This window comes from Thermoplasma acidophilum DSM 1728 (assembly GCF_000195915.1).
Classification (GTDB): domain Archaea; phylum Thermoplasmatota; class Thermoplasmata; order Thermoplasmatales; family Thermoplasmataceae; genus Thermoplasma; species Thermoplasma acidophilum.
This window is the reverse complement of record NC_002578.1, coordinates 1,194,778-1,214,216: the sequence shown is the minus strand read 5'-3', so window position 1 is coordinate 1,214,216 and position 19,439 is coordinate 1,194,778. Positions and strand designations below refer to the sequence as shown.

Annotated in this window: 17 protein-coding genes; 4 read left to right on the top strand and 13 right to left on the bottom strand. The window is 44.1% G+C overall.

Translation table 11 applies throughout. The annotated features are described in order from the left end of the window. Positions 1-2 precede the first annotated feature (2 nt). Positions 3-1,874, bottom strand: a complete 1,872-nt coding sequence (locus TA_RS05915) for an aldehyde ferredoxin oxidoreductase family protein (protein ID WP_010901550.1) — start codon at positions 1,872-1,874, stop codon at positions 3-5. A 415-nt stretch (positions 1,875-2,289) separates the two neighbouring features. Between TA_RS05915 and TA_RS05910 the strand changes: the two genes are divergently transcribed. Beyond that, positions 2,290-2,733, top strand: a complete 444-nt coding sequence (locus TA_RS05910; protein WP_010901549.1) for an HIT family protein — start codon at positions 2,290-2,292, stop codon at positions 2,731-2,733. Positions 2,734-2,750: 17 nt separating this feature from the next. Here the strand turns inward: TA_RS05910 and TA_RS05905 are convergent, their stop codons facing one another. Continuing rightward, positions 2,751-3,200 (bottom strand): GNAT family N-acetyltransferase, encoded by a 450-nt coding sequence (locus TA_RS05905; protein WP_010901548.1) that lies wholly within the window; start codon positions 3,198-3,200, stop codon positions 2,751-2,753. A 125-nt stretch (positions 3,201-3,325) separates the two neighbouring features. Between TA_RS05905 and TA_RS05900 the strand changes: the two genes are divergently transcribed. After that, positions 3,326-3,754 (top strand): adenylyltransferase/cytidyltransferase family protein, encoded by a 429-nt coding sequence (locus tag TA_RS05900; protein ID WP_010901547.1) that lies wholly within the window; start codon positions 3,326-3,328, stop codon positions 3,752-3,754. Between the two features lie 18 nt (positions 3,755-3,772). Here TA_RS05900 and mptA read toward each other — a convergent pair whose 3' ends face one another. The 3 genes from mptA to TA_RS05885 are packed head-to-tail and all read right to left on the bottom strand — an operon-like array spanning position 3,773 to position 5,242. Further along, complete coding sequence (gene mptA, locus TA_RS05895) at positions 3,773-4,633, bottom strand: GTP cyclohydrolase MptA (RefSeq protein ID WP_010901546.1); 861 nt, start codon at positions 4,631-4,633, stop codon at positions 3,773-3,775. Further along, entirely contained in the window at positions 4,630-5,004 is a 375-nt protein-coding gene (locus TA_RS05890; protein ID WP_010901545.1) for a prefoldin subunit beta, read from the bottom strand. Before TA_RS05890 ends, mptA begins: the two co-directional genes overlap by 4 nt. Continuing rightward, entirely contained in the window at positions 4,997-5,242 is a 246-nt protein-coding gene (locus TA_RS05885; RefSeq protein WP_010900950.1) for a KEOPS complex subunit Pcc1, read from the bottom strand. The genes TA_RS05890 and TA_RS05885 overlap by 8 nt, the downstream gene beginning before the upstream one ends. 169 nt (positions 5,243-5,411) lie before the next feature. On the opposite strand from TA_RS05885, the gene TA_RS05880 reads away from it, so the two are divergent. Together TA_RS05880 and TA_RS05875 are read left to right on the top strand one after the other, a co-directional pair. Continuing rightward, on the top strand, positions 5,412-11,657 hold the full coding sequence (locus tag TA_RS05880; protein WP_010901544.1) for a glycosyltransferase family 39 protein: 6,246 nt from the start codon (positions 5,412-5,414) through the stop codon (positions 11,655-11,657). Next, positions 11,654-12,427 (top strand): CARDB domain-containing protein, encoded by a 774-nt coding sequence (locus tag TA_RS05875; protein WP_010901543.1) that lies wholly within the window; start codon positions 11,654-11,656, stop codon positions 12,425-12,427. The genes TA_RS05880 and TA_RS05875 overlap by 4 nt, the downstream gene beginning before the upstream one ends. A 109-nt stretch (positions 12,428-12,536) precedes the next feature. On the opposite strand, the gene TA_RS05870 is transcribed toward TA_RS05875, so the two are convergent. The 8 genes from TA_RS05870 to TA_RS05840 form a co-directional block, all read right to left on the bottom strand. Continuing rightward, on the bottom strand, positions 12,537-13,223 hold the full coding sequence (locus TA_RS05870) for a hypothetical protein (protein WP_010901542.1): 687 nt from the start codon (positions 13,221-13,223) through the stop codon (positions 12,537-12,539). Between the two features lie 73 nt (positions 13,224-13,296). Then, positions 13,297-13,893, bottom strand: coding sequence for a DHH family phosphoesterase (locus TA_RS08330; RefSeq protein WP_241761820.1), 597 nt, complete (start codon positions 13,891-13,893; stop codon positions 13,297-13,299). A gap of 119 nt (positions 13,894-14,012) precedes the next feature. Continuing rightward, complete coding sequence (locus TA_RS08325) at positions 14,013-14,636, bottom strand: DHH family phosphoesterase (protein ID WP_241761819.1); 624 nt, start codon at positions 14,634-14,636, stop codon at positions 14,013-14,015. Continuing rightward, a complete protein-coding gene (locus tag TA_RS05860; RefSeq protein WP_010901540.1) occupies positions 14,633-15,070 on the bottom strand; it encodes a 30S ribosomal protein S15 in 438 nt (145 codons plus the stop codon). Before TA_RS05860 ends, TA_RS08325 begins: the two co-directional genes overlap by 4 nt. Before the next feature lie 100 nt (positions 15,071-15,170). Next, positions 15,171-15,461 carry a hypothetical protein gene (locus TA_RS05855; protein WP_156778534.1) on the bottom strand — a complete coding sequence of 97 codons (291 nt, stop codon included), beginning with the start codon at positions 15,459-15,461 and terminating at the stop codon, positions 15,171-15,173. Positions 15,462-15,465: 4 nt separating this feature from the next. Further along, positions 15,466-16,698, bottom strand: coding sequence for an NAD(P)/FAD-dependent oxidoreductase (locus TA_RS05850; RefSeq protein ID WP_048161974.1), 1,233 nt, complete (start codon positions 16,696-16,698; stop codon positions 15,466-15,468). 252 nt (positions 16,699-16,950) lie between these two features. Then, the gene (locus TA_RS05845; protein WP_010901538.1) at positions 16,951-17,739 is read right to left on the bottom strand and encodes a hypothetical protein; all 789 of its coding nucleotides are present in this window, start codon (positions 17,737-17,739) and stop codon (positions 16,951-16,953) included. Between the two features lie 57 nt (positions 17,740-17,796). After that, positions 17,797-19,332, bottom strand: coding sequence for a tetratricopeptide repeat protein (locus TA_RS05840; RefSeq protein ID WP_156778533.1), 1,536 nt, complete (start codon positions 19,330-19,332; stop codon positions 17,797-17,799). Positions 19,333-19,439 lie beyond the last annotated feature (107 nt).

The following is a 19,439-nucleotide window of genomic DNA, read 5'->3' as shown; positions in this document are numbered from 1 at the left end:
AATCAGATCCCCGCAACTAATTCAGGTTCTATGCCTAATTTTTTGATAACTTCTGGATTAGGTTTGCCATCCCTGGCAAGGCCGAGCTGAGAAAGGTATTCGTTCCTCAGCGTCTCATAGTCTATCGATACGCCAGCCGTGGGACCAGCCTTAAGTGGGGGATAGCCCATGACTCTGCCAGGTGGTTTTATTTCGTACTGGTTTATGCCCTGCTTTGCGCTGAAAACATGCCTGGCGATCTGTATCCTCCATCCTATGTTAACAAGGTCGTCTTCGGTCATATCCCATCCGGTTATGGCCTTTATGAGTTCGGTGTATGGATAGCTGTTGGGCCATATGTTGGTGGAGAACAGGCACATCCCTGTTGAATTGAGAATTTCCTGGCCAGCCACAGAGAGGAGCTGCCAGTACGCCTTCCCATGGTACTCATATCTAGGTATCTTTGTCCAGCTGTCCTTGTGCTTGAACGGAAGCACGAGTTCGAAACCCTCATTGAATCCGATGCCACCTGCAGTATGCCTGCCGGGAGTCGCATCGGATATGTACGTGTTTCCCAGGCTGGGCATCAGCCTTGGGTCATGCATCGGAAGATCCTGCCCGCCGATTTCCATGGCCGATTCTTCGGCACCCTTTCCTATTACCTTTGCAGCGTATCTCTGTCCCATTCCCAGTATCCTGCCTATGCCCTCTCCCTTTCCTATGAGCTCTGTGAGTTTCACCTCTGCATCGGGATTTCCGAAGCCTATCTTGAAGCCTATATCCTTTTCCGTCAATATGCCGCGTTCGTAGAGCTCGTTTGCAAAGGCTATGACAGCACCGGTCGTTATTATATCAAGGCCGTACCTGTTACAGAGTTCAAATGACATGGACATGGCGTCCAGATCTGCTATTAGGTTGAGGCCCCCAAAGGCACCGGTACCTTCGTATTCAAGGCGGTGGCCTTCAACCGTGCCGTACCTTGTCTCCCTCTTAACATGGCCACCACAGGCAAGCGTACACTGGGCGCAGCCATACGATTTCAGGACATCCTTCCTTATCTCCTCTCCGCTTATCTTCTTTGCATTCTCCTCTCCGAAGTCGACTATGCCAACTCCGGCCCAGTTCTTTATCGGAGTATCACCATTCAGATGCGATGATTCAGTTATCTGGGTTGTTCCGAACATGTGCCAGGGGTTAACGAGATTCATGGAGTTTCTGAACTGTATCTGTGCCTTCTTGATGGTTTCCATGAGCATCTTTTCATCATATACCGGTATCTTCTTCGTCCCGCGGGCAAATATACCCTTGAGCTTCTTCGACCCCATGACCGCGGCAAGGCCGGATCTCCCAGCGGCACGGCCATATTCATTCATTATGGCCGCAGCGTAGAGCATCTTTTCTCCGGGAACCCCGATCACCATAGCTTGGCCCTTCGGATCTATCTTCTTTAGCTCCGTTTCAGTTTCATAAGCGTCTTTTCCCCAGAGATTGCTGGCGTCCTCTATCGAATACTTATCATCCACGATCTTGATGTAAACCGGGCGCTTCGCTATGCCCTTGACGAACAGCGCGTCGAAGCCTGTGTTCTTTAGCTCAGGTGCAAATTTTCCGCCGCAGTTTGAGTCTCCCCAGGTACCTGTCATGGGCGATTTTGCAACAACCTCAAGCCTGCCACCCAGCGGTGCGTTGTGGCTGTTGAACAGGCCCGTTATGAAACCAAGAATGTTATCAGGGCCAAGAGCATCTATATTGCCCTTTATTTCCCTGTTCAGAATGTATGCTCCAAGGCCAACTCCGCCAAGATACTTCTTATAGATATCCTCAGGAATTTCTTCAACCCACATTTTTTCATTGGTGAGATCAGCCCATAGGATTTTCCCATTGAATCCGTACATGTCTCAATATAGTTATTTATTCTATTTTAACCTTTAGTGAATCCGTATGTTTGCGCCAAAGAACTGGCCTGTACGATCTTCGTTGCATTTTAATCAGGGTCATCCCATGGCGCATGGATCTATGCGGGTGCTTTGCAGGCCTATATTTTGCCATGTTCTTCACTCTATGCTTTAACGCTGTTCTCAGCAGCTTAGTTATATCCATCTGAAACGCCCGCTGCTGCTTGGCTATAGTTAAGGGATGTATTCTTGCGCAACAGCAAACATATTAAAAGACAAATCCATTGACGTTGCACGGGTCATTCGGGAATCAAAGGTCGAAAAACAGTATTCGCATATAGTGAATGCTGCAGGGGCAAAAAGTTGCATTGGCAGTCATAGGCAAGGAAGAAAGAGAGATCGGAGGGATTTCAGGATGGTATTGGATAGTTCATGTGTTTTCTGCAATGAGATAATAACAAAGAGGAATGCGGCGATAGTGGCTGAAAATGATATGGTCATTTCATTCATGGATAATGCTCCAGTTGAACCAGGGCATATCCTGGTCATACCGAAGGAACATTTTGAAAACATATTCGATATCGACAGCAGGTACTACATTGAGGTCCAGCTCATGGCAAAAAGGGTCGCGAAAGCGGTTATGAAAGCAATGGGTGCGGACGGAATCAATATAGGCCAGAACAACGGATGGTGCGCCAACCAGAGGGTGATGCACTTCCATGTGCATGTGATCCCAAGATGGTGCGATAAACCCTTCAAGTGGGGAAGGCTAAATGTCTCTTTTGACGATCTATCAGAAACGGCCAGAAAAATTGCCAAGGTTTACAATGAAATGGAAAAAAATGGCGATTTTGAGTAAAGGCAATTTCATATTTTTCATCTGCACATCAACCTCATTCTATAGGCATTCCTGGATCCGAGATATGATTCCTGGTAGTATCCATTCAGGAATTCCGTGATCTCAAACCCCATCTTGCGATAGAGTGATATTGCGTCATCATTTTTTTCCCTGACTTCGAGTATGATGCTCTCATATCTTTCGCACGCTATCTGTTTGAGCATCACGATCATCCTGGTTGCGATTCCGGATCTCCTGAATTCAGGATCTGTTGCGATGCTCTCTATATCTATTGAATGTCCTTCTGCTGGCAGGGCAACCAAATAGCCTGCTATTTTGGAATCGATCTGCGCAACGATGCTTATGGCCTCAGCATCTTCCAGCACGCGTTTCAAATATCGCCTGGAATAGGGGCCAACTGTGAAAGCCCTTTTCTCCAGATCAGCTATGCTGTCAAGATCCGTACTCCTGTACCTTCTTAGTATCATTCTTCTATGGGATGGCGAATTGGCATATAGGCGTATTTCAGGTAAAGCTATCTAATCTCTCCTTTGGTTGATTATGGGAAAAGCAGTGGTGAAACGTTTATCTAGAATCTTAAAATAGCGCCCTGATGGTTAGGGTAATGGCCACGGGCGTCTTCGATATCATTCATCTTGGTCATATTCATTATCTCAGAGAATCTAAAAAGCTGGGGGATGAATTGGTTGTGGTAGTTGCTAGGGATTCCACAGCTAGGAAGAATGGCAAGGTACCAATATTTGATGAAAACTCAAGGTTGAAACTTGTCTCTGAACTGAAGCCTGTTGATCGTGCTATACTGGGCCATGAGGATGATATGATGAAGACCGTGGTTGAAGTTATGCCAGACATAATAACATTGGGTTACGATCAGAAGTTCGATGAGGCAGACCTGAAAAGAAAGCTTGATCAGATAGGCGTGAATTCACGTATAGTCAGAATATCAAAATACGATGGCAATCTGAACAGCTCATCCATGGTGAGAAAAAAGATAATGGAGCTAATTGGAGAAAGATTTTAGCAGAAACACCGTTAAATATCAATGCAGGTGAAGTTTTCTAAGTTCACCTGCAGTTGTATCTATCTCTGCATAGGCGTTGTGAGGATGTATGCTTTCATCGCTCTCGGATGAAACCTTTATCGTTGCTTCGTCAGGAACTCCAAGAACACGTGCCGCCTCATAGGCTATTTCTCTCACCACGTCCTCAACGAACTTTGGATTCCTGTGCGCACTATAGACCAGGCGCCCTTCTTCTACCCTCTTAAGTAGAGAATCAAGAGGCTTCCCCTGAACTCTCTCCATGACATCGGCAAGATCCCAGACCGTTATCATCTTGCTTCTGTTATCAACGGTTAACTTCGTCACATTCCTCTGATTATGCGTTATCGTAGGTATGGCGGATATGGCATCGGATATATCCGGATTATCCATGCTTATCAGCGCCCTGGTAGTTTCCATTGCACATGGGCATGCGGTCATGGTCACGTATGAAATGCCTATCTCGTTTTTCATTATCTGCTTGCGATCCTTTGCTGTTTCAACGTACATCCGATATTCAAGATAGCGTTCTCCAGATCTTCTGTAATATTGGATGTTAACCTCACACTGGGCTTTTTCAGAATAATTGAACCTTGAAAGCGCCTCATCACATATTGCTATCCCTATGTCCCCAATTCTTTCACCGTACGATCCGGCATTGATAACCTTCTGTATGGATTCCACGGCCCTAGACATATCGGCGCCCTTTCTGTCTGCGGGTACATCAACAAAGAGATTCAGTGTGAGAAAAGCAAAATCATCGTGAATTTTTAATGGAAATTTTATATTTTTAACCCCGACTCTATCTATAGCTATCCTGATCCTCGGGGTTTCTTTCTGGACATCCAGGAAGTCTATCAACTGGTGGCACCTTTCTTATTTTCCTGATTATAACGGTCGCGTATTGCGTTTTGAAGTTCCTTGTACTTTTCCTCAAGTGACTTCTGTTGTTTCTCCAGGGTGGATAATCTTATTTTGGTCAGTTCTATCTGTTCATCCAGTTCATCAACGAGCTTTTTCTTGTCCTGAACCCTATAGAGAATGGATCCAACTGTACGGTATATCGGCGTATTATCATCAAGTTTGTTCAGTTCATCCAGCGTTTTCTGCATCTCCTTAAGGCTAAGATCAAGCTGGTATCTCTGAGTGGCCAATTTTTCTATATTCTCCTCCAATTCCTGCGCCTGTCGCAGCTGATTCTGCAGATAAGCGCTTATGTTTGGTTCAACCATTGATCAATCCCTCCACACCATATATTACATGAATTAATCTAGCGATTGAGGACAGTGAAGTTCTCAGCGATCCTGTATCAGGTGCTTCTATATAAATGTAAAAACCATCATTGCCGTGTATCAGCGAAACCTCAGCTTTCCCATAATATCCCTCAGCGTCTGGTTTCAGTATCCTGTATTGATATTCATCCAGATACAATTTCGCCCTTATCAACAGGCATTGAATGGTGAACTTCATTATTTATATTATGTCAGGCAAATAAGCCTACGTTTGCAAATTTAAATCAGGTCCAATCTGGCCTTCTTTATTCCTAGCACTGATTAATCCATCATTCATTTGTGCGGGGATGCAGAATATCGCAACCGATCAGTTTTTTATATGGAGATTTGATTAGAGGTTTCGCTATATGTTTGAAACTGTGGAAAGAAACGAGAACAAATTTGACCTTACAGCGATTTTCAAGAGGTATGAGACAGAGGTGATACTGGGAATTATCTTTGTCTTTTATCTCTTCATGGCTAACTTCTTCTCCTGGTCGCAGGCTTTTGCATACCCGTTTCTTAATAACTCGGGTGGCAGTGATCCGTATTTCAATTATTATATAATACAATACATATTGACATATCACACTCAGCTCCTGCATGAGCTGTTCCTTAATTATCCAGTTGGCTCCGGTAACCCAAGACCGCCATTTTTCCACTGGATGATTGCGTTCGTGGCGACTATACTCTCCCCAATATTCGGTGTGTACAAGGCTGCATACTACGCATTTGCAGAATTTGATGCGGTATTCGGGGCCCTACTGATAATCCCAGTTTACCTGATGGCAAAGGAGGCATTCGGCAAGAAGGCGGGTATACTGGCAGCATTCCTGTATGCACTCATGCCCGGGAATCTATCTGCGGGCATTCTGACGGACGGAAGAATGCACACTCCTGAACTTCTATTTGCCTTTCTGACCATATACTTCTTCGAGATGGCGTTGAAGAATGCAAAGAAAGACCTGTTTATCAGCAGGCTAGCTAATGTAAAATCCTATATTCCATCCATCCTTTCTTATTATTCAAGGAATAGAAAGGCCACGATATATGCTCTTCTTGCGGGCGCATCCCTTGGTGGTCTGATGCTGTCATGGCAGGGATACGCCTACATACAGGTGATTGTGCTAATATACGTGGTTGTACAGGCGGTAATTAACCTTCTAACGAGAAGACCCACTGGCTATTTAACATACCTAACCACACTGTCTATGTTACTTGGTTTCCTAATGGGTGCCTATTACTATTATGGATCTGGCCTTCTCCCAGGCTGGTTCGCACCAGAAGCCGAAATGGCAGTTCTGGGTATTGCTTTCCTGCTTCTAATAAACATAATAGGGAGAAAGCCATGGATAATAACGGTCCCGCTGACGATTGTGGTCTCCCTGGCTGGCTTCTTTGTGCTGCTGAAGCTTGAGCCATCTACCATGCATACCCTCATTTCAGGAGAGGGCTACTTCATAAAGACCAGAGTATACACCACTATTGCGGAGGCTGCACCGCTACCTCTCGGCGAGTATATAAGTAGCTTCGGTGTTGCGCAGTTCGTGCTTGGGATGAGCGGAATTGTATACGTTTTATACAAATACGTAAAAGAGAGAAGCGAAACCCTGATGTTTATTCTCGTCTTCTCTATAGTTTCGATATATATGAGCTTCGAAGCCGCAAGGTTCAACATAACTGCGGCCCCCGCATACGGTATTCTTGGCGGAGCTGTGTTGATATACTTCATTGATATGGCAAAGCTGACAGAGGTCAGAAAGAGAAACCTTGGCAGCGCTACTCTCAAGAAAACCCTCAAAGGAAATATCAACTGGGTTCATGCAAGCTTTGCGGTTATACTTGTCCTGGTCCTTGTTATCCCGTCTGGTATAGGAATGGTTAATGCCGCCATTCCAGAGAACAGCGCTTCCACTGTGAACGCACAGATATACCACGAGCTTCCTGCATTCCTTAGGGCCAACAACTCGAGCAATGCCGAGTATTTCGGTTCATCAGGTTTTTACATAGCCAATTCATCTCAGCCCATAGCGCAATCTTTTGCCTGGCTGGCAACACAGAACACTAACGTGCCAATAGATGAGCGGCCAGCATATGTTGACTGGTGGGACTACGGTTTTCAGGAGGTGCTCGAAGGTCAGCACCCAACAGTTGCCGATGACTTCCAGCAGGGTTATGTTCCTGCAGGTCAGATCCTGCTTGCGGGAAACCAGAGCCAGATACTCGGTGTGATGATAGCCAGATTGATAAAGGGTTATGAGGTTAACTACCATACATTTGTTCCTATTAATAGCACTCTGACCCAGTATCTAGGGCCTCAGGCTGCCAGCACTATATATCGCGCCTATACGGATCCGGCATCGTTCACCTCAACTGTTCTTTCAAACACAACGATCTACGGTAATTTTATAAATTCCTCTACAGCAGACAACATCTACTATGGATTTCTGAGGGGTTACCTTGCAAGTTCTTTCAGTCTCAGTACGCTCAATAGCCTATACACTGCGCTGGAAGATGTTACGGGTTATTCCATACAGTACATACAGATAGATCACAATCTGTTCCCATTTTCTGGAGACAATCCTGGCATATTCTACGCACCAGCTTATCTTACAGATCAGGCCACGTATACCTATGATGGCGAGATAGTTCCTTACACTTATTACCAGATCTACGCATCCACAGATCAGGGAACATATCCCCTTAATCAGCTCCCAACGGACGTTACCCCTGTTGGATTCAATATCACATACACACCGGCATTTTACAACACATCGATATACAGATTCCTTGTAGGATATCCGCCTTCTGCAGTGGGTCAGACAAACGGAATTCCGGGTATCTCGTATGGTGTTGGACAGTATGAAATAATGCCTGCCTGGAATATGAGCAATTTTGAGCTCGTTTACCTCGGCGTTCCATACAATCCGTATAACAACACTACTGCGCATCCAAGCGCATGGAAGATAGTCCCTATACAGGAGGCATATACGCTGACGTCTGAGGGAAAGGGAAAGGCCCAGCTTCTTCCTCCATTATCTGAAATATACAGCGGTGCAGATCCCATAGTGGCCTATTATCCCGGCGCATACATAAGCGGAAGGGTTACTACAGAATCTGGTAACGGCGTTGGTGGTGTTTACGTCACCATTTTTGACCAGTATGGAATACCGCACCAGCAGGTTCTAACCAACTCATCCGGTTACTTCAATCTGATAGGTTTACCGGGTAATGATACCGTGGTGATAAGTACAGGCGAAATAGATCCACTTACCCTGATAGGCTCGAATGTCATATCTTACTGGAAAGTTGACATTTCACAGGCTCAGGCAGAGCACATATCTACTTCGTTTAATCTCACTACTGGTCTGCCGGATTATTATTTAAGTCACAATTTTGTTATCAAGAATACAAGTATAAGCGGTAATCTTGGATATAAATACAGAACATCGTACAACACCACTTCCACAGTTCAGGTCAATAGCGGAACTGTTATACTTTATAATTCCACATACAATTACACGGTAAGCACAAATGTGGTTAATGGTTACTATGACTTTGCAAGCTTACCTCCATATGATTACTCTTTATCGGCTATAATAAATGGCCATTATTATAGAAACATTCTCACGGCCAACACTTCCATAGGTGGTTCTTACGTTTACAATGCCTACGTACCAATGAACACAATCAATCTAGCATTGTCACTTGGTCAGGTTAATCTGAGCGGCTTCTCGATATATGTTAACGGCACCGCTTATAGCAATACCTCTTATAAAAATGGGCATTATTTGATCTATTTACCATCTGGAAACTATACCATATCCGCTAGATCATCAAACGCAACCACGGATAGCATTGACGAGTATCTGCCTGGCTGGAATTCCTTCGTCAATGTCTCTTTACCCGTTTATAAAGCAGTAAGAGTTTCAGGCACAGCATCTAACATATCCATGATAAAGTTCCTATCTGAAGGGAATTATGGCAATGTGACAGCGTCTGTAAATACCACGGGAGGTGTTTTTAGCGTAATAGTGCCTGCAGGCACCTATACAGTATATGGCGTGGGCCAGGGATATGCGTTCCTCAAAACCTATACTCTGACTTCCAATACTGATATTAATATATCAGGCGTTCCAGCGGCAACGGTTTCACTGGAGTCCAATATAACAAATATCTCGGTAAGCTCTGGCTATTATTCCATAGTTTCAGGAAGCTCATTTATTTACTATACATACAGCGGCAGTTCCCAGTTCAGCCTGAGCCTGCCATCAGGCTATTACACAATATATTCAGCTAGTACAATAGCAGGAAGAAGTTACTCTTCCATCCTCAAATTGCCATTGACGAAGAGCGTTTCATATCAGATGCATCTGGTGAATTCAACCATGTCTGGATTTGTACTCTATAATGCAGGGATAAGTTCATCGTACAGCAGCAACTATTCAGTAAAGGACGGTTATATAATGCTATATTCGTATGGTATTCCTGTTGAGGCTGTCCCGATCAATCCTTCCGGTTATACTGACATAGTATATGCTCCAAACATAGGAAGCCCGAAGATTGAAATAATCTCACCAGACTTTTATAATTATACTTTGACCAATATATCATCCGCAATGACGATAGGCTTAACTCCCATGAATGTGCCCGTGACGATAACGCTCTATAATTCATCTCGTCTAGCGGTTTTCAGTGGTTATGCGGTTCTTCAGGGCACATACGATTACAAGCTTTCCATGTCGAATGGGATCATAGTTGGTTCTGTACTTCCGGGAGTATATGGCGTGGTTTTCCAAAACTCCACGAACATCATTAAGTATGGAAATTACCCGATACTTGCCTCGAAGTCGATATCACTCCCTGTGGGAATATATGCCAACGTTTCTAGCTCTATTTCTAATGTGTACCTCTTCACAGCCAGCGGTTCAATGTTGAAATTTGGTGTCATCCCTGTTGGGACATACGAGTTGTATTACTATAGCGGATCAAACTACTCACTCTCAGCCATCAATATATCCAGAAACATGGAAATAACAAACATATCAACAGAGCACGGATACCAGCTCAATCTCACCAATAACATGGGCATATCCGGGATATACAGAATAGAGGGAAATGGGTACATGCTCTCGGGGCTGGCGCACTATGTGTTGCCGGCAGGACGGTATGAGATATCCTTCAACGGTAGCTTCTCAAATTCCACCGGTTCCTTCTATTCAAACGGCGCTGCCAATGTGACGCTCAGTTCAAATCTCAACGAAACCCTGAATCTTACGGTCACACAGGCATTTGCGGATCTTAAGGTGAACACAGGTACCCCGTATTCCACAGTATATCTTTATTATAACGGATCAGTCTATAAAGTTTCAAATGCAAACGGTACAGGCGTGGCTAAATTCATAGTTCCAATTAGAGATTACACTGTGTACGCCTTGAGCAGGACTCATTCCAATGGATATTTTGGATACATATCAATCGCTCCGTTTGCCACTTATAAGGAATACAATGCCAGCATGACCGGCACTTACAGGGTCTACATGATGACCGCCGTGGATGGAGTTCAGAAATACCTGAATGTTACCATAACGTCTGGCAATGCATACATTATAGTCAACAGCTCTGCTTCATATGTTTACCTGCCGATAGGGAATTACACGTTCTCTTCGCAGATAACAAGCACCGAAATCTTTCCAACTGAAAGCGTGAGCATAACGTTTGCTAGCTCATCGACGATATACGTGAATGCACTTTCGTATGTGAATCTGAACCTTCAGAAGGAAAAGGTATATTCATTTTCAATGACACAGATATCTAAGGTTGAAACGTTCGAATACAGTGTTGATAATGGTACCGTGAAATACTATCCGCTTACCTATAACTTTACTATAATGAACACCGGAAACTCGGAGGTGAACATAACTTTGCTATCTGGAAATTCCACAAGTTTCCTCATGATATTTGCTGGAAAGGACATGACCAATGGAAAGATCGAACTCATGCCTGGCCAGGAGGAAAACATATCCGTCAACATAACGCCGTTGAAGACTATGAACTCAGGTCAGGTTGCGATTCCCGTCAATATAAGTTATAATGGTGGCAATACAACAAAGTATCTGTACGCAAACTTCCCGGCGGTTACGTCATTCACTGCAACAGCAGGAATCAGCTCTATAAACGGTACTTATCTTGAGCTTCCTGTAATAATAAACAATACCGGAAATTCAAATATAACCGTGAATCTGATCATATCGAAATCGGAAATTGGCAACATATCGCTTCTGGACTACAATGTCAGCTATCCATCGGCAGTGTTCGTCCCGGCGTTCTCTTCTAAGGTCGTTAACATAACCCTGATACCCACAACCACCACCCCTGCTCCACAGGTGTCCGTCAGCGTGAACGTTACAGGATACGGATCGTCTTACAGTATCACACTGACTGGTGCGTATCCGCAGCTATCCAAGGCAAGCGTGGTAGCAAGTGGAAATGGCGTTATAAATGATTACACAGCGAATCCATATCTGAGCCTGATCATAGGCCTGATACTGATAGCAGTCACCATCGTGGTCGGATTAAGTGTATCGGCATACAGAGGGAGGCGCAGGAGATGAACAAATACTTTACCATACCCATTCTGTTCGCATTGGCGGCGATCTTACTGGCGGGCCCAATTGCGAATGCACAGACGGCTCCTTTTTATTCATCCCAGGTAAGTTACCCATCAGATGTGGGCACAGGGCAGCAGTTTAACATAACCATAACAAGCAGTGCCGGTTTCAGCAATTACAATTTCACCATATACATTGCAGGTACCAATCTCACGGGATTGAGCCCTACAAATACGATACACCAGTACTATGCAAGCAAATATAACTATACCGCAACTATAACCGCCCCTGAAACACCGCAAACGCTCTATCTCTACATAGTAACTTCCGCCTATTTTGATGGTGTCCAGTATAACTATTCGGAGATGATAACGGTCTCGGTAATTTCTCCAATATACTTCCATGTTTTTCTCAGCAACCCGACATCATACCCTGTGTATGACGTTACAGCCACATTTTACGTAGACGGAACACCGGTTTTGCAGAAAACAGTACCCAAGATAATGCCTGGTTCTACCGTCGAGGTCAATGCAACCTATATCAATCCAAACCTCGGTCATGGATCGCACACTCTGACCGTAACCATTAACAATGCCAATATAAAGATAGACGGAAACGCAAATTCAATAAGCACAAAATTCTACTATGGAACTCCTCCAAACTATAACTGGATATACTACGTATTTGCCGTGGTACTGGTCTTCATGGTGATCATGGTACTCGGTTCCAACAGGGGCAGGAACCAACCAAAATGGAAAAAAGCGAAGAAGTGACCATTTTTAATACCCATCAAACAAGCGATCATTTTTAAAAATATAGATTTCTCAAAACAGTTGGATACGCGAGTCCTGTTGGTTGTTTATATTCCTGCAACAGGTACGTTCATGTGCTGTTTGAGCTTCTCCCTTCTGTTCCGGCTGCGTTTTCTATGACATTCTTCAAGGTCACAAATTCCTTCTCATAAACGTTCTTTCTGCTGAATTTGACCGGTATCCTCTTGATGGGGTAGAGCCCATTTATCTGAGCTATTCTGGCCGCTGAGAGGGCATTGTCGTGTATCTTATGCGGAGTACTGGTATTTTTCTCGTTCACGACCTCTATCGAAATATCAACATCTGACAGCCTGTTCATTATTATATCACGATTCGGTCTATCTCCGTTTCCTATCTTTATCGTGATGTTCTCGTAGCTGTAACTCATGCTTATTGAATCTACGAATTTTCTTACAGAGAACACTGTCGGGCATTCAAATGCTTCAAGAAGGACGTCGTCACCAAAAACTGCAATTCCGGGCTTCGGCCCAGGATCTATGCCGATGGTCAGATCCTTGAACATGGTCTTGTTGAGAAGGCGTGGGATGGCGCGTCTAATCCCGTCTAAACCATCCTGTGCCTTAACCTGATCTGGAAGATCAATATCGTCCCTGATTGAGCTCAGGATGACAACAACGTCATCAGGAATGTTTCCCTTGAGATCGAGGCTTACGAAAGGGATCTTCCATAACCTAAGTTGCTTTATAACATCATGGTAGAATTTGAAATCTGACGTTATTATACCAACCCTTGGCATTCATATAATTATCGAATCATCATTTAAATTTTTTTCGGTAAAATTTATATATAAATTTTTAACAATAATATTTCTACCTTGCTTTCGCTTGCACCTTGCCTATCTGCGTTTCAATGATCTTCTCTGCGGTTTCCAGGAACTGTATCTCCTTCCCCTTTGGAATCACGGCTCCAGCAGCGATGTCATGCCCACCACCTGATCCGCCTACAGCTGCGCTGGCATCACGCATAACCAGTGAAAGGTTAAGGCCTCTGCTGACAAGCTTCCTCGTTCCGCGTGAAGACACCTTTGTCTCGTCCTTACCGACGCTGAAGCCTATGACCGGTTTTGTCTGATCTGCCAGATATAACATGAGAATGCCCGATATGGCACCAGCCATCTCTGATTCTGGCGCATAAAAATAAGATATATGGGGAGTGGAAAACATCTCTCCCAATGATCTGTAGGTATAATCGATTATCTTGGTCTTGAATAGCTTCCAGTTTGTCTCCATCTCCTGCTTTAAGTTCTCAAATCCAAGAAAATATGCCACAGGAACCGAATTCTTGCCCATCTTTCCATTTCCATCAATGATCGAAGAAAGCATCTTGGATGAATAACCGAAATCGAAATAGTAAAGATCAGCTTCAATGTATGATAGAGCCTCGAAACCGGCCTTCTGCTCAAGCAACTTCAGTCCGAGGGCGTTTGCAAGAAGCCGCTTTTCGTCTTCCGAAAGATCCTGCTGTTTTTTATCGGGGTCTATTCCAACAGTTCTGAGGAAAGATTCTGCCCTGTCCGGGAATCCTGTTATATCCTTGAAGAATGGATCGGTGGAGTATGTAAGTGAATCTTTGAGTGTCGTACCTTCAAGATTGAGGCGTGATCCTTTCTGAATTTTTCCCCGTAGGAATCGACGAGTTTCAGGTTCATCCCTGATATGCCGCCCAGATCCTGCTTATCGGCTATCAATCCGCTCATGAAGAAGGGAAAGAGATCAGAATTCTTCTCGTCCATAACCAGCGCCATCATGTACGACATGGTGGAACCGCATGCTTCATGTGTGCCGTCTATTCCATAATCCCTGGCATTTATATTCATGCCCTTCCAGTCGGCCTTTGTATAAAAATGGTGATCCAGAACGATTATGTTCTTCTTCTCCGGTACAAATCTCAGCTGATCGGATCCGGCGTCGGCGACTATAGTTGTGTCATCTGTTATAAGTGATCGGAATCCAGTTTCGTTTAGTTCCTTGATATAGCTAAGATGAAACCTCTTGTTGAGGCGCTTCAGCATGTTGGTGAGTATTATCGCGGAACTTGTGCCGTCACCATCATAATGCACTATTACCCTTAAAAAATCTGATCCAAGGATCAGATCCTTGGCCTCAGCGTATTTATCATAAAGATCCTTTGGTATGAGATCTTCGATCATCTCAGAACCTTACTTAGGTTCCATTTCTCGTCAAGTACTCCTGTCCTCTTGTAATATTTCACGAGGCGGAGCATTTTGGCCATGATGAGATCCCTTCCCCTCTTGTTGGCTTGATCCTTGGGATTCAATTCCACGTGTTTGGCAACGTTGTTGTATCTCTTTATGAGGTTCCCGAGATCTTCTGGCACGTCATCCTTAAGCCCTTTCTCTGAGAGAACCTTTCCGAGTTTCATTCCGAGAACCGCCTTGACGGTGGGTATTCCATACTGATCCCTGAGTTTTATACCTATGACGGAGGGAGGTACACCAGATTTCTTAAGATTAACTATGGTGTTTATAACCTCATCTTTGCTGTACTGTATCCATGAAGGTTGAACGCCGTAAACTTTTTTTGAACCTGATCTTCCTCTCTTTCTTGTGTGCATTCGTGCCATTCTTACACCTGATTTTAACGCAATCTATAACCCATTTATTTACTTTTTCCTTTCTCTCTGGGTCTGAAAAAGAGTAAAATAAGATATTGAAAATGCTCGATCAGCTCAGCTTCTCCAGTATTGCCGATAAGTTCGAATATGTTTCATTCTTGGAAAGCAGCGCAACCAGTTTTACAAGGTTATCACGGTTAACCAGTATTTCCAGCATCGTGTCGCTTGTCAGGAATGATGTTATGGCGCTGATAGTCCGATCATCATCCAGAACTCCTTCCAGTACATCCAGCAATCCAAGTTTCTGAAGTTTTTGCGCAATCCTGGATAGCTTCTGCATTATCTCGATATCTTCAGGGGTAATCTTGCTCAAATTATCCAATTGACTCAACAACGACATATTATCACCAGCTTGTCAGATATTTATCCATGGCAAGGTCGCCCTTGCTCCAGAGGAAGTACCTTGTGAACAGGGTTTTCTTCAGATGGTTAGCCGGAGATGGTATTGCTTCCGAGACGTTTCCGCCATAAAATGTAGAATCCGTCACGGCCACGGCATAATTCCCATAAGGGCTGTCCGCAACGCAAACTATCTTGGGATCATATACCTCCACAGGGATCGACATGCCCAGCCTGTTTGCTATGTTTGCGGCAACTATCCGTGCGGTCTTAACGGCAAGAAACGCCATCTTTGGTACTATGAGCGCATTCACATCGCCCACAGCATAGACGTTATCGTACTTCACGGACTTCATATCCGTACCTGTCAGTACGAAGCCAACATCGTCGCCAAGGCCCGCATCCTTGACAAGTTTCTGCCCGGTGTATGGTGGCAGGATGAAGCTTATATCCGACGGAAGCCGCCTTCCATCCTCGCTTATTACCTCCTTCTCTGTTACCTCCTTCACAACGAAGTTGTCGACCAACTCAATGTTCATGCCTTTGTACATGGCCGCTACAGTAGACCTGCTTGTTCTCGAAAGATCGCTAAGATATTCGCCGGGAGAGTATACGGTCATTTTGACCTTGTCCAGCATATTCCTTGCCTTGAAGTAATCATAGAGCATTATTGACATCTCAAAAACAGGGCCTTCACAGGCAGAATCCGCTATCGGTGCATATCTGTCTGGCGTATTGGTTGGTCTGTTCTTTGTATCTTGGATGAATTTAGCAGAACCAAGTGTTATATTTCCTCCTTTGAAATCTCTTAGCTTCTTCCACATATTTTCCGCCAGATCAGCCTCACACACACTTGACCCATATTTATCAAAGCCAGCTATCAGTTCGCTTGCGAGATGCGCGCCCAGGGCGATCACAAGAAAGTCATATTTTTCCTTGTAACCACCAGATCCCTCTCTGGAATACTCCACAAGGCTTCTCTCTGGGTCTATCTTTGTCACTGTTCCCTGTATATACCCAATCCCTCTATCTGGCAGCACCTGCGCAAGATCTATGCGCAGATCCTCCGCACGCTCCAGGCCTATCCCGACATGCGGAAGGGCCGGCCTGAAATAGATGTACCTGTTCTTTTCTATTATTTTGATATCTGCTTTGTTCTTCAGATATCTCCTGAGGTCGTAGGCTGTTTGCAGGCCTCCAAACCTACCGCCCAGGATCAGAATCTTCACGTCAGACATGATTTAACTATTCATCTTTTTTATTTAAAAATGATTTATTATCACTTTGAACAGAATATATAATAGATCAAATTATCAATTGATATCGCCTAGATGTTGCAAAATTTAAGTGAGCGCTGTTATCTGATCCCTATTTCAAAAAAATCACATTCATGGTCATGGACAAAAACAAAGGATAAAAACAGATGTTGCAATATTAATAGCAATTGGGCCATTCCACCTGGATATGAAATTATTGAATGATTCGAATGTTCATTTTACTATTGGATCAAAAATTCTCTTGCCTAAGTTTTCAATTCTTTTAAACACAAAATAGTTGGATTTCCCCCTTTTATAGGCAACTATGGCATATCCTTTGCTGAAGAGGGCATTGAAAACCTCAAAGGCAGCATCCTTCAACTTAGATCCCAGGTCTGGATATTTGTGGAAATAGGATATATCTGGTGGCACGTAGAAGCCAAGGCATGAACTCTCATGTATAGTACTGATTTCAGAATATCTATCTACATCGTTTAAAAAGTCTATAATTTCACAGTTTCTATCGATCTGAAGGTTTATCCACCATTCTGCCACGACCCTGTCAGTACGCATTCCACGATTTATTCCGTCGTTCATGACGCCGTAAAAATTTTTAATGTATGTGCGAGTTATTGCCCCAAGTTTTGAAATGTTGAAATAGGCATTGAGAGGGTTGAAAGGATCAAATGTCCATGCGATGAGATCATAGCCCATGGATGCGGCCAGATCCCTCTGTTTCATCTTCAGAGAATATCCTACGTTTGAGTATTTTTTGTTCTCAACGACCCCGGCCATGTGGGAATACAGGTATAATTTTCCATTTCTGAACCCAGGATAACCGAATGACATGCCGATGATCTTTCCATCATCATCGAAGGCACCTAGAAGCAGACCACCGTGATACCTCATCGAAGCGATTGTATCCCTAAAAGCACCGTCAACTGATTCGGCCTTCCATGCAGATTTTATAACATCAAGAAAGCCATCGATCTGGTCCGGATCAACTATCCTCTTAACTTCCACGTTTCAGAATGCATTGGAAATATAAATGGTATTTTAGATACATTCGTTTGTATCTTCTTACTCTTCCATTTCATTTTCTCCGCAGTTATCCTCTATGAATTTTTCAAGGAACGCTTTTGCCTTCCCCTCCGTGAGCTCTACTATATTGTTCGCAAATTCACAGACCTCTTCCTTGTGTTCATCGAGTCCGAGGAATTTTTCCTTACCCTTCTCATAACCTTCGAATACACCGGAATTTATTGCATGCATTGCCTCCGTCAGTATATAGAGGTTATCGTTCTCCTTTCCAAGTCCATCCAGGAAGTCATTGACGCTCTGGAAATCGGAATGATCCATCATCTTCGACACTCCTTCCAGTACGTTCGATATGACGTCATCGTCATCTTCACTATTCTCTATGGACGTCTTGAGATATTTCGAAGCAGAATGGACATCGCCCCTGTCCATGTATGCAAGAAACAGCTCATAGGCAACATCTGGATCGTCATCGAATTCTGATAGTGCCTTTATGGACTCGTCAAGGCGTCCGAGCTTTCTAAGCTGTGAACCGTAAAGGCTCGTGTTGTAAGGTGTTCTATCCAGCTTCAACAGATCATCTGCCGTGCTAAGCGCAGCTTTGTGATCGCCCTTCTGATCCTCAGCAATGTACTTTATCTCCAGCACCTCGTCATCTTTTAGGCCGCTCTTCTCTATCTCACCAATCAGACGATCATATGACCCGTCGTCCAGAAGGAAATCAAACCAGTATATCTTTGCCTCCCTATCATCATTGGATTTCAGAAGTTCCTCGTATGTCCTGTATGCATCATCCTTCCTATCCTGATCGTAATACACCCTTGCAAGGGCATCATAAAGAAATGGTTCATCCTTGTAGATCTTTATGAATTCCTTCAAAATGTCCTCTGCGGTATCGAAAGATCCAACGCTCTTAAGGGTCTCAACGAGCGTACCTATGTATTTGAAATCCTCTGTATCCTTGAAAGCCTCCAGCAGCTCCTTAAGATAGTTCTCTATATCCTTCTGCGCAAGAAGTATGTTCAATTTAAGGTCGTGTGCGTCTGTGCTCTCCTTATCTTTCTTTATTGCAGTATTCACGTGCTGAAGTGCCTTCTTGTAGTCACCTTCGTGATATTCCATATCGGCAAGATCCATGTAGGCGTCTGGATCGTTGGGTTGCATTTCAAGATATTTCTGCAGATCCTTCTTGGCGATATCGTACTCCTCAAGGTACTGTTCTGCCTTGGCCCTGTTGTAATAGGCGAACGGATAGTTTGGATCAGCCTTTATTGCCTTGGTCGCCTCGATCTTGGATTCGTTGAACTTTCCCAGAGACCCGTAGCATATGCTTTTGAGCGAAAGCAGCTCAGGATTATTCTTTTCAATCGTTTCCGCAAAGTTCAACACATCGAGGGCATCTTCATAATCACCCTTTCTGTAAAGAGCGTCAGCCTTTATCAGATGGTAAGGAACGCTTCGCGGGCTCGCTTTTATGGCCCTCTCTATATCTGCTATTGCGCCATCATAATCTCCTGAATTCACGGCATTTTTAGCTTTATTCGCAAATTCCTCAGCATCATCTTTATTTGGTATCATTTTTTCACCTTGCATCCAACTCCTCCCATTGTTCATCTGAGAGGTTCCTGCCATGCATCATGAGGAACCATAATAAGAATTCAGCCACAGCAGGCGTAAATTCGGGG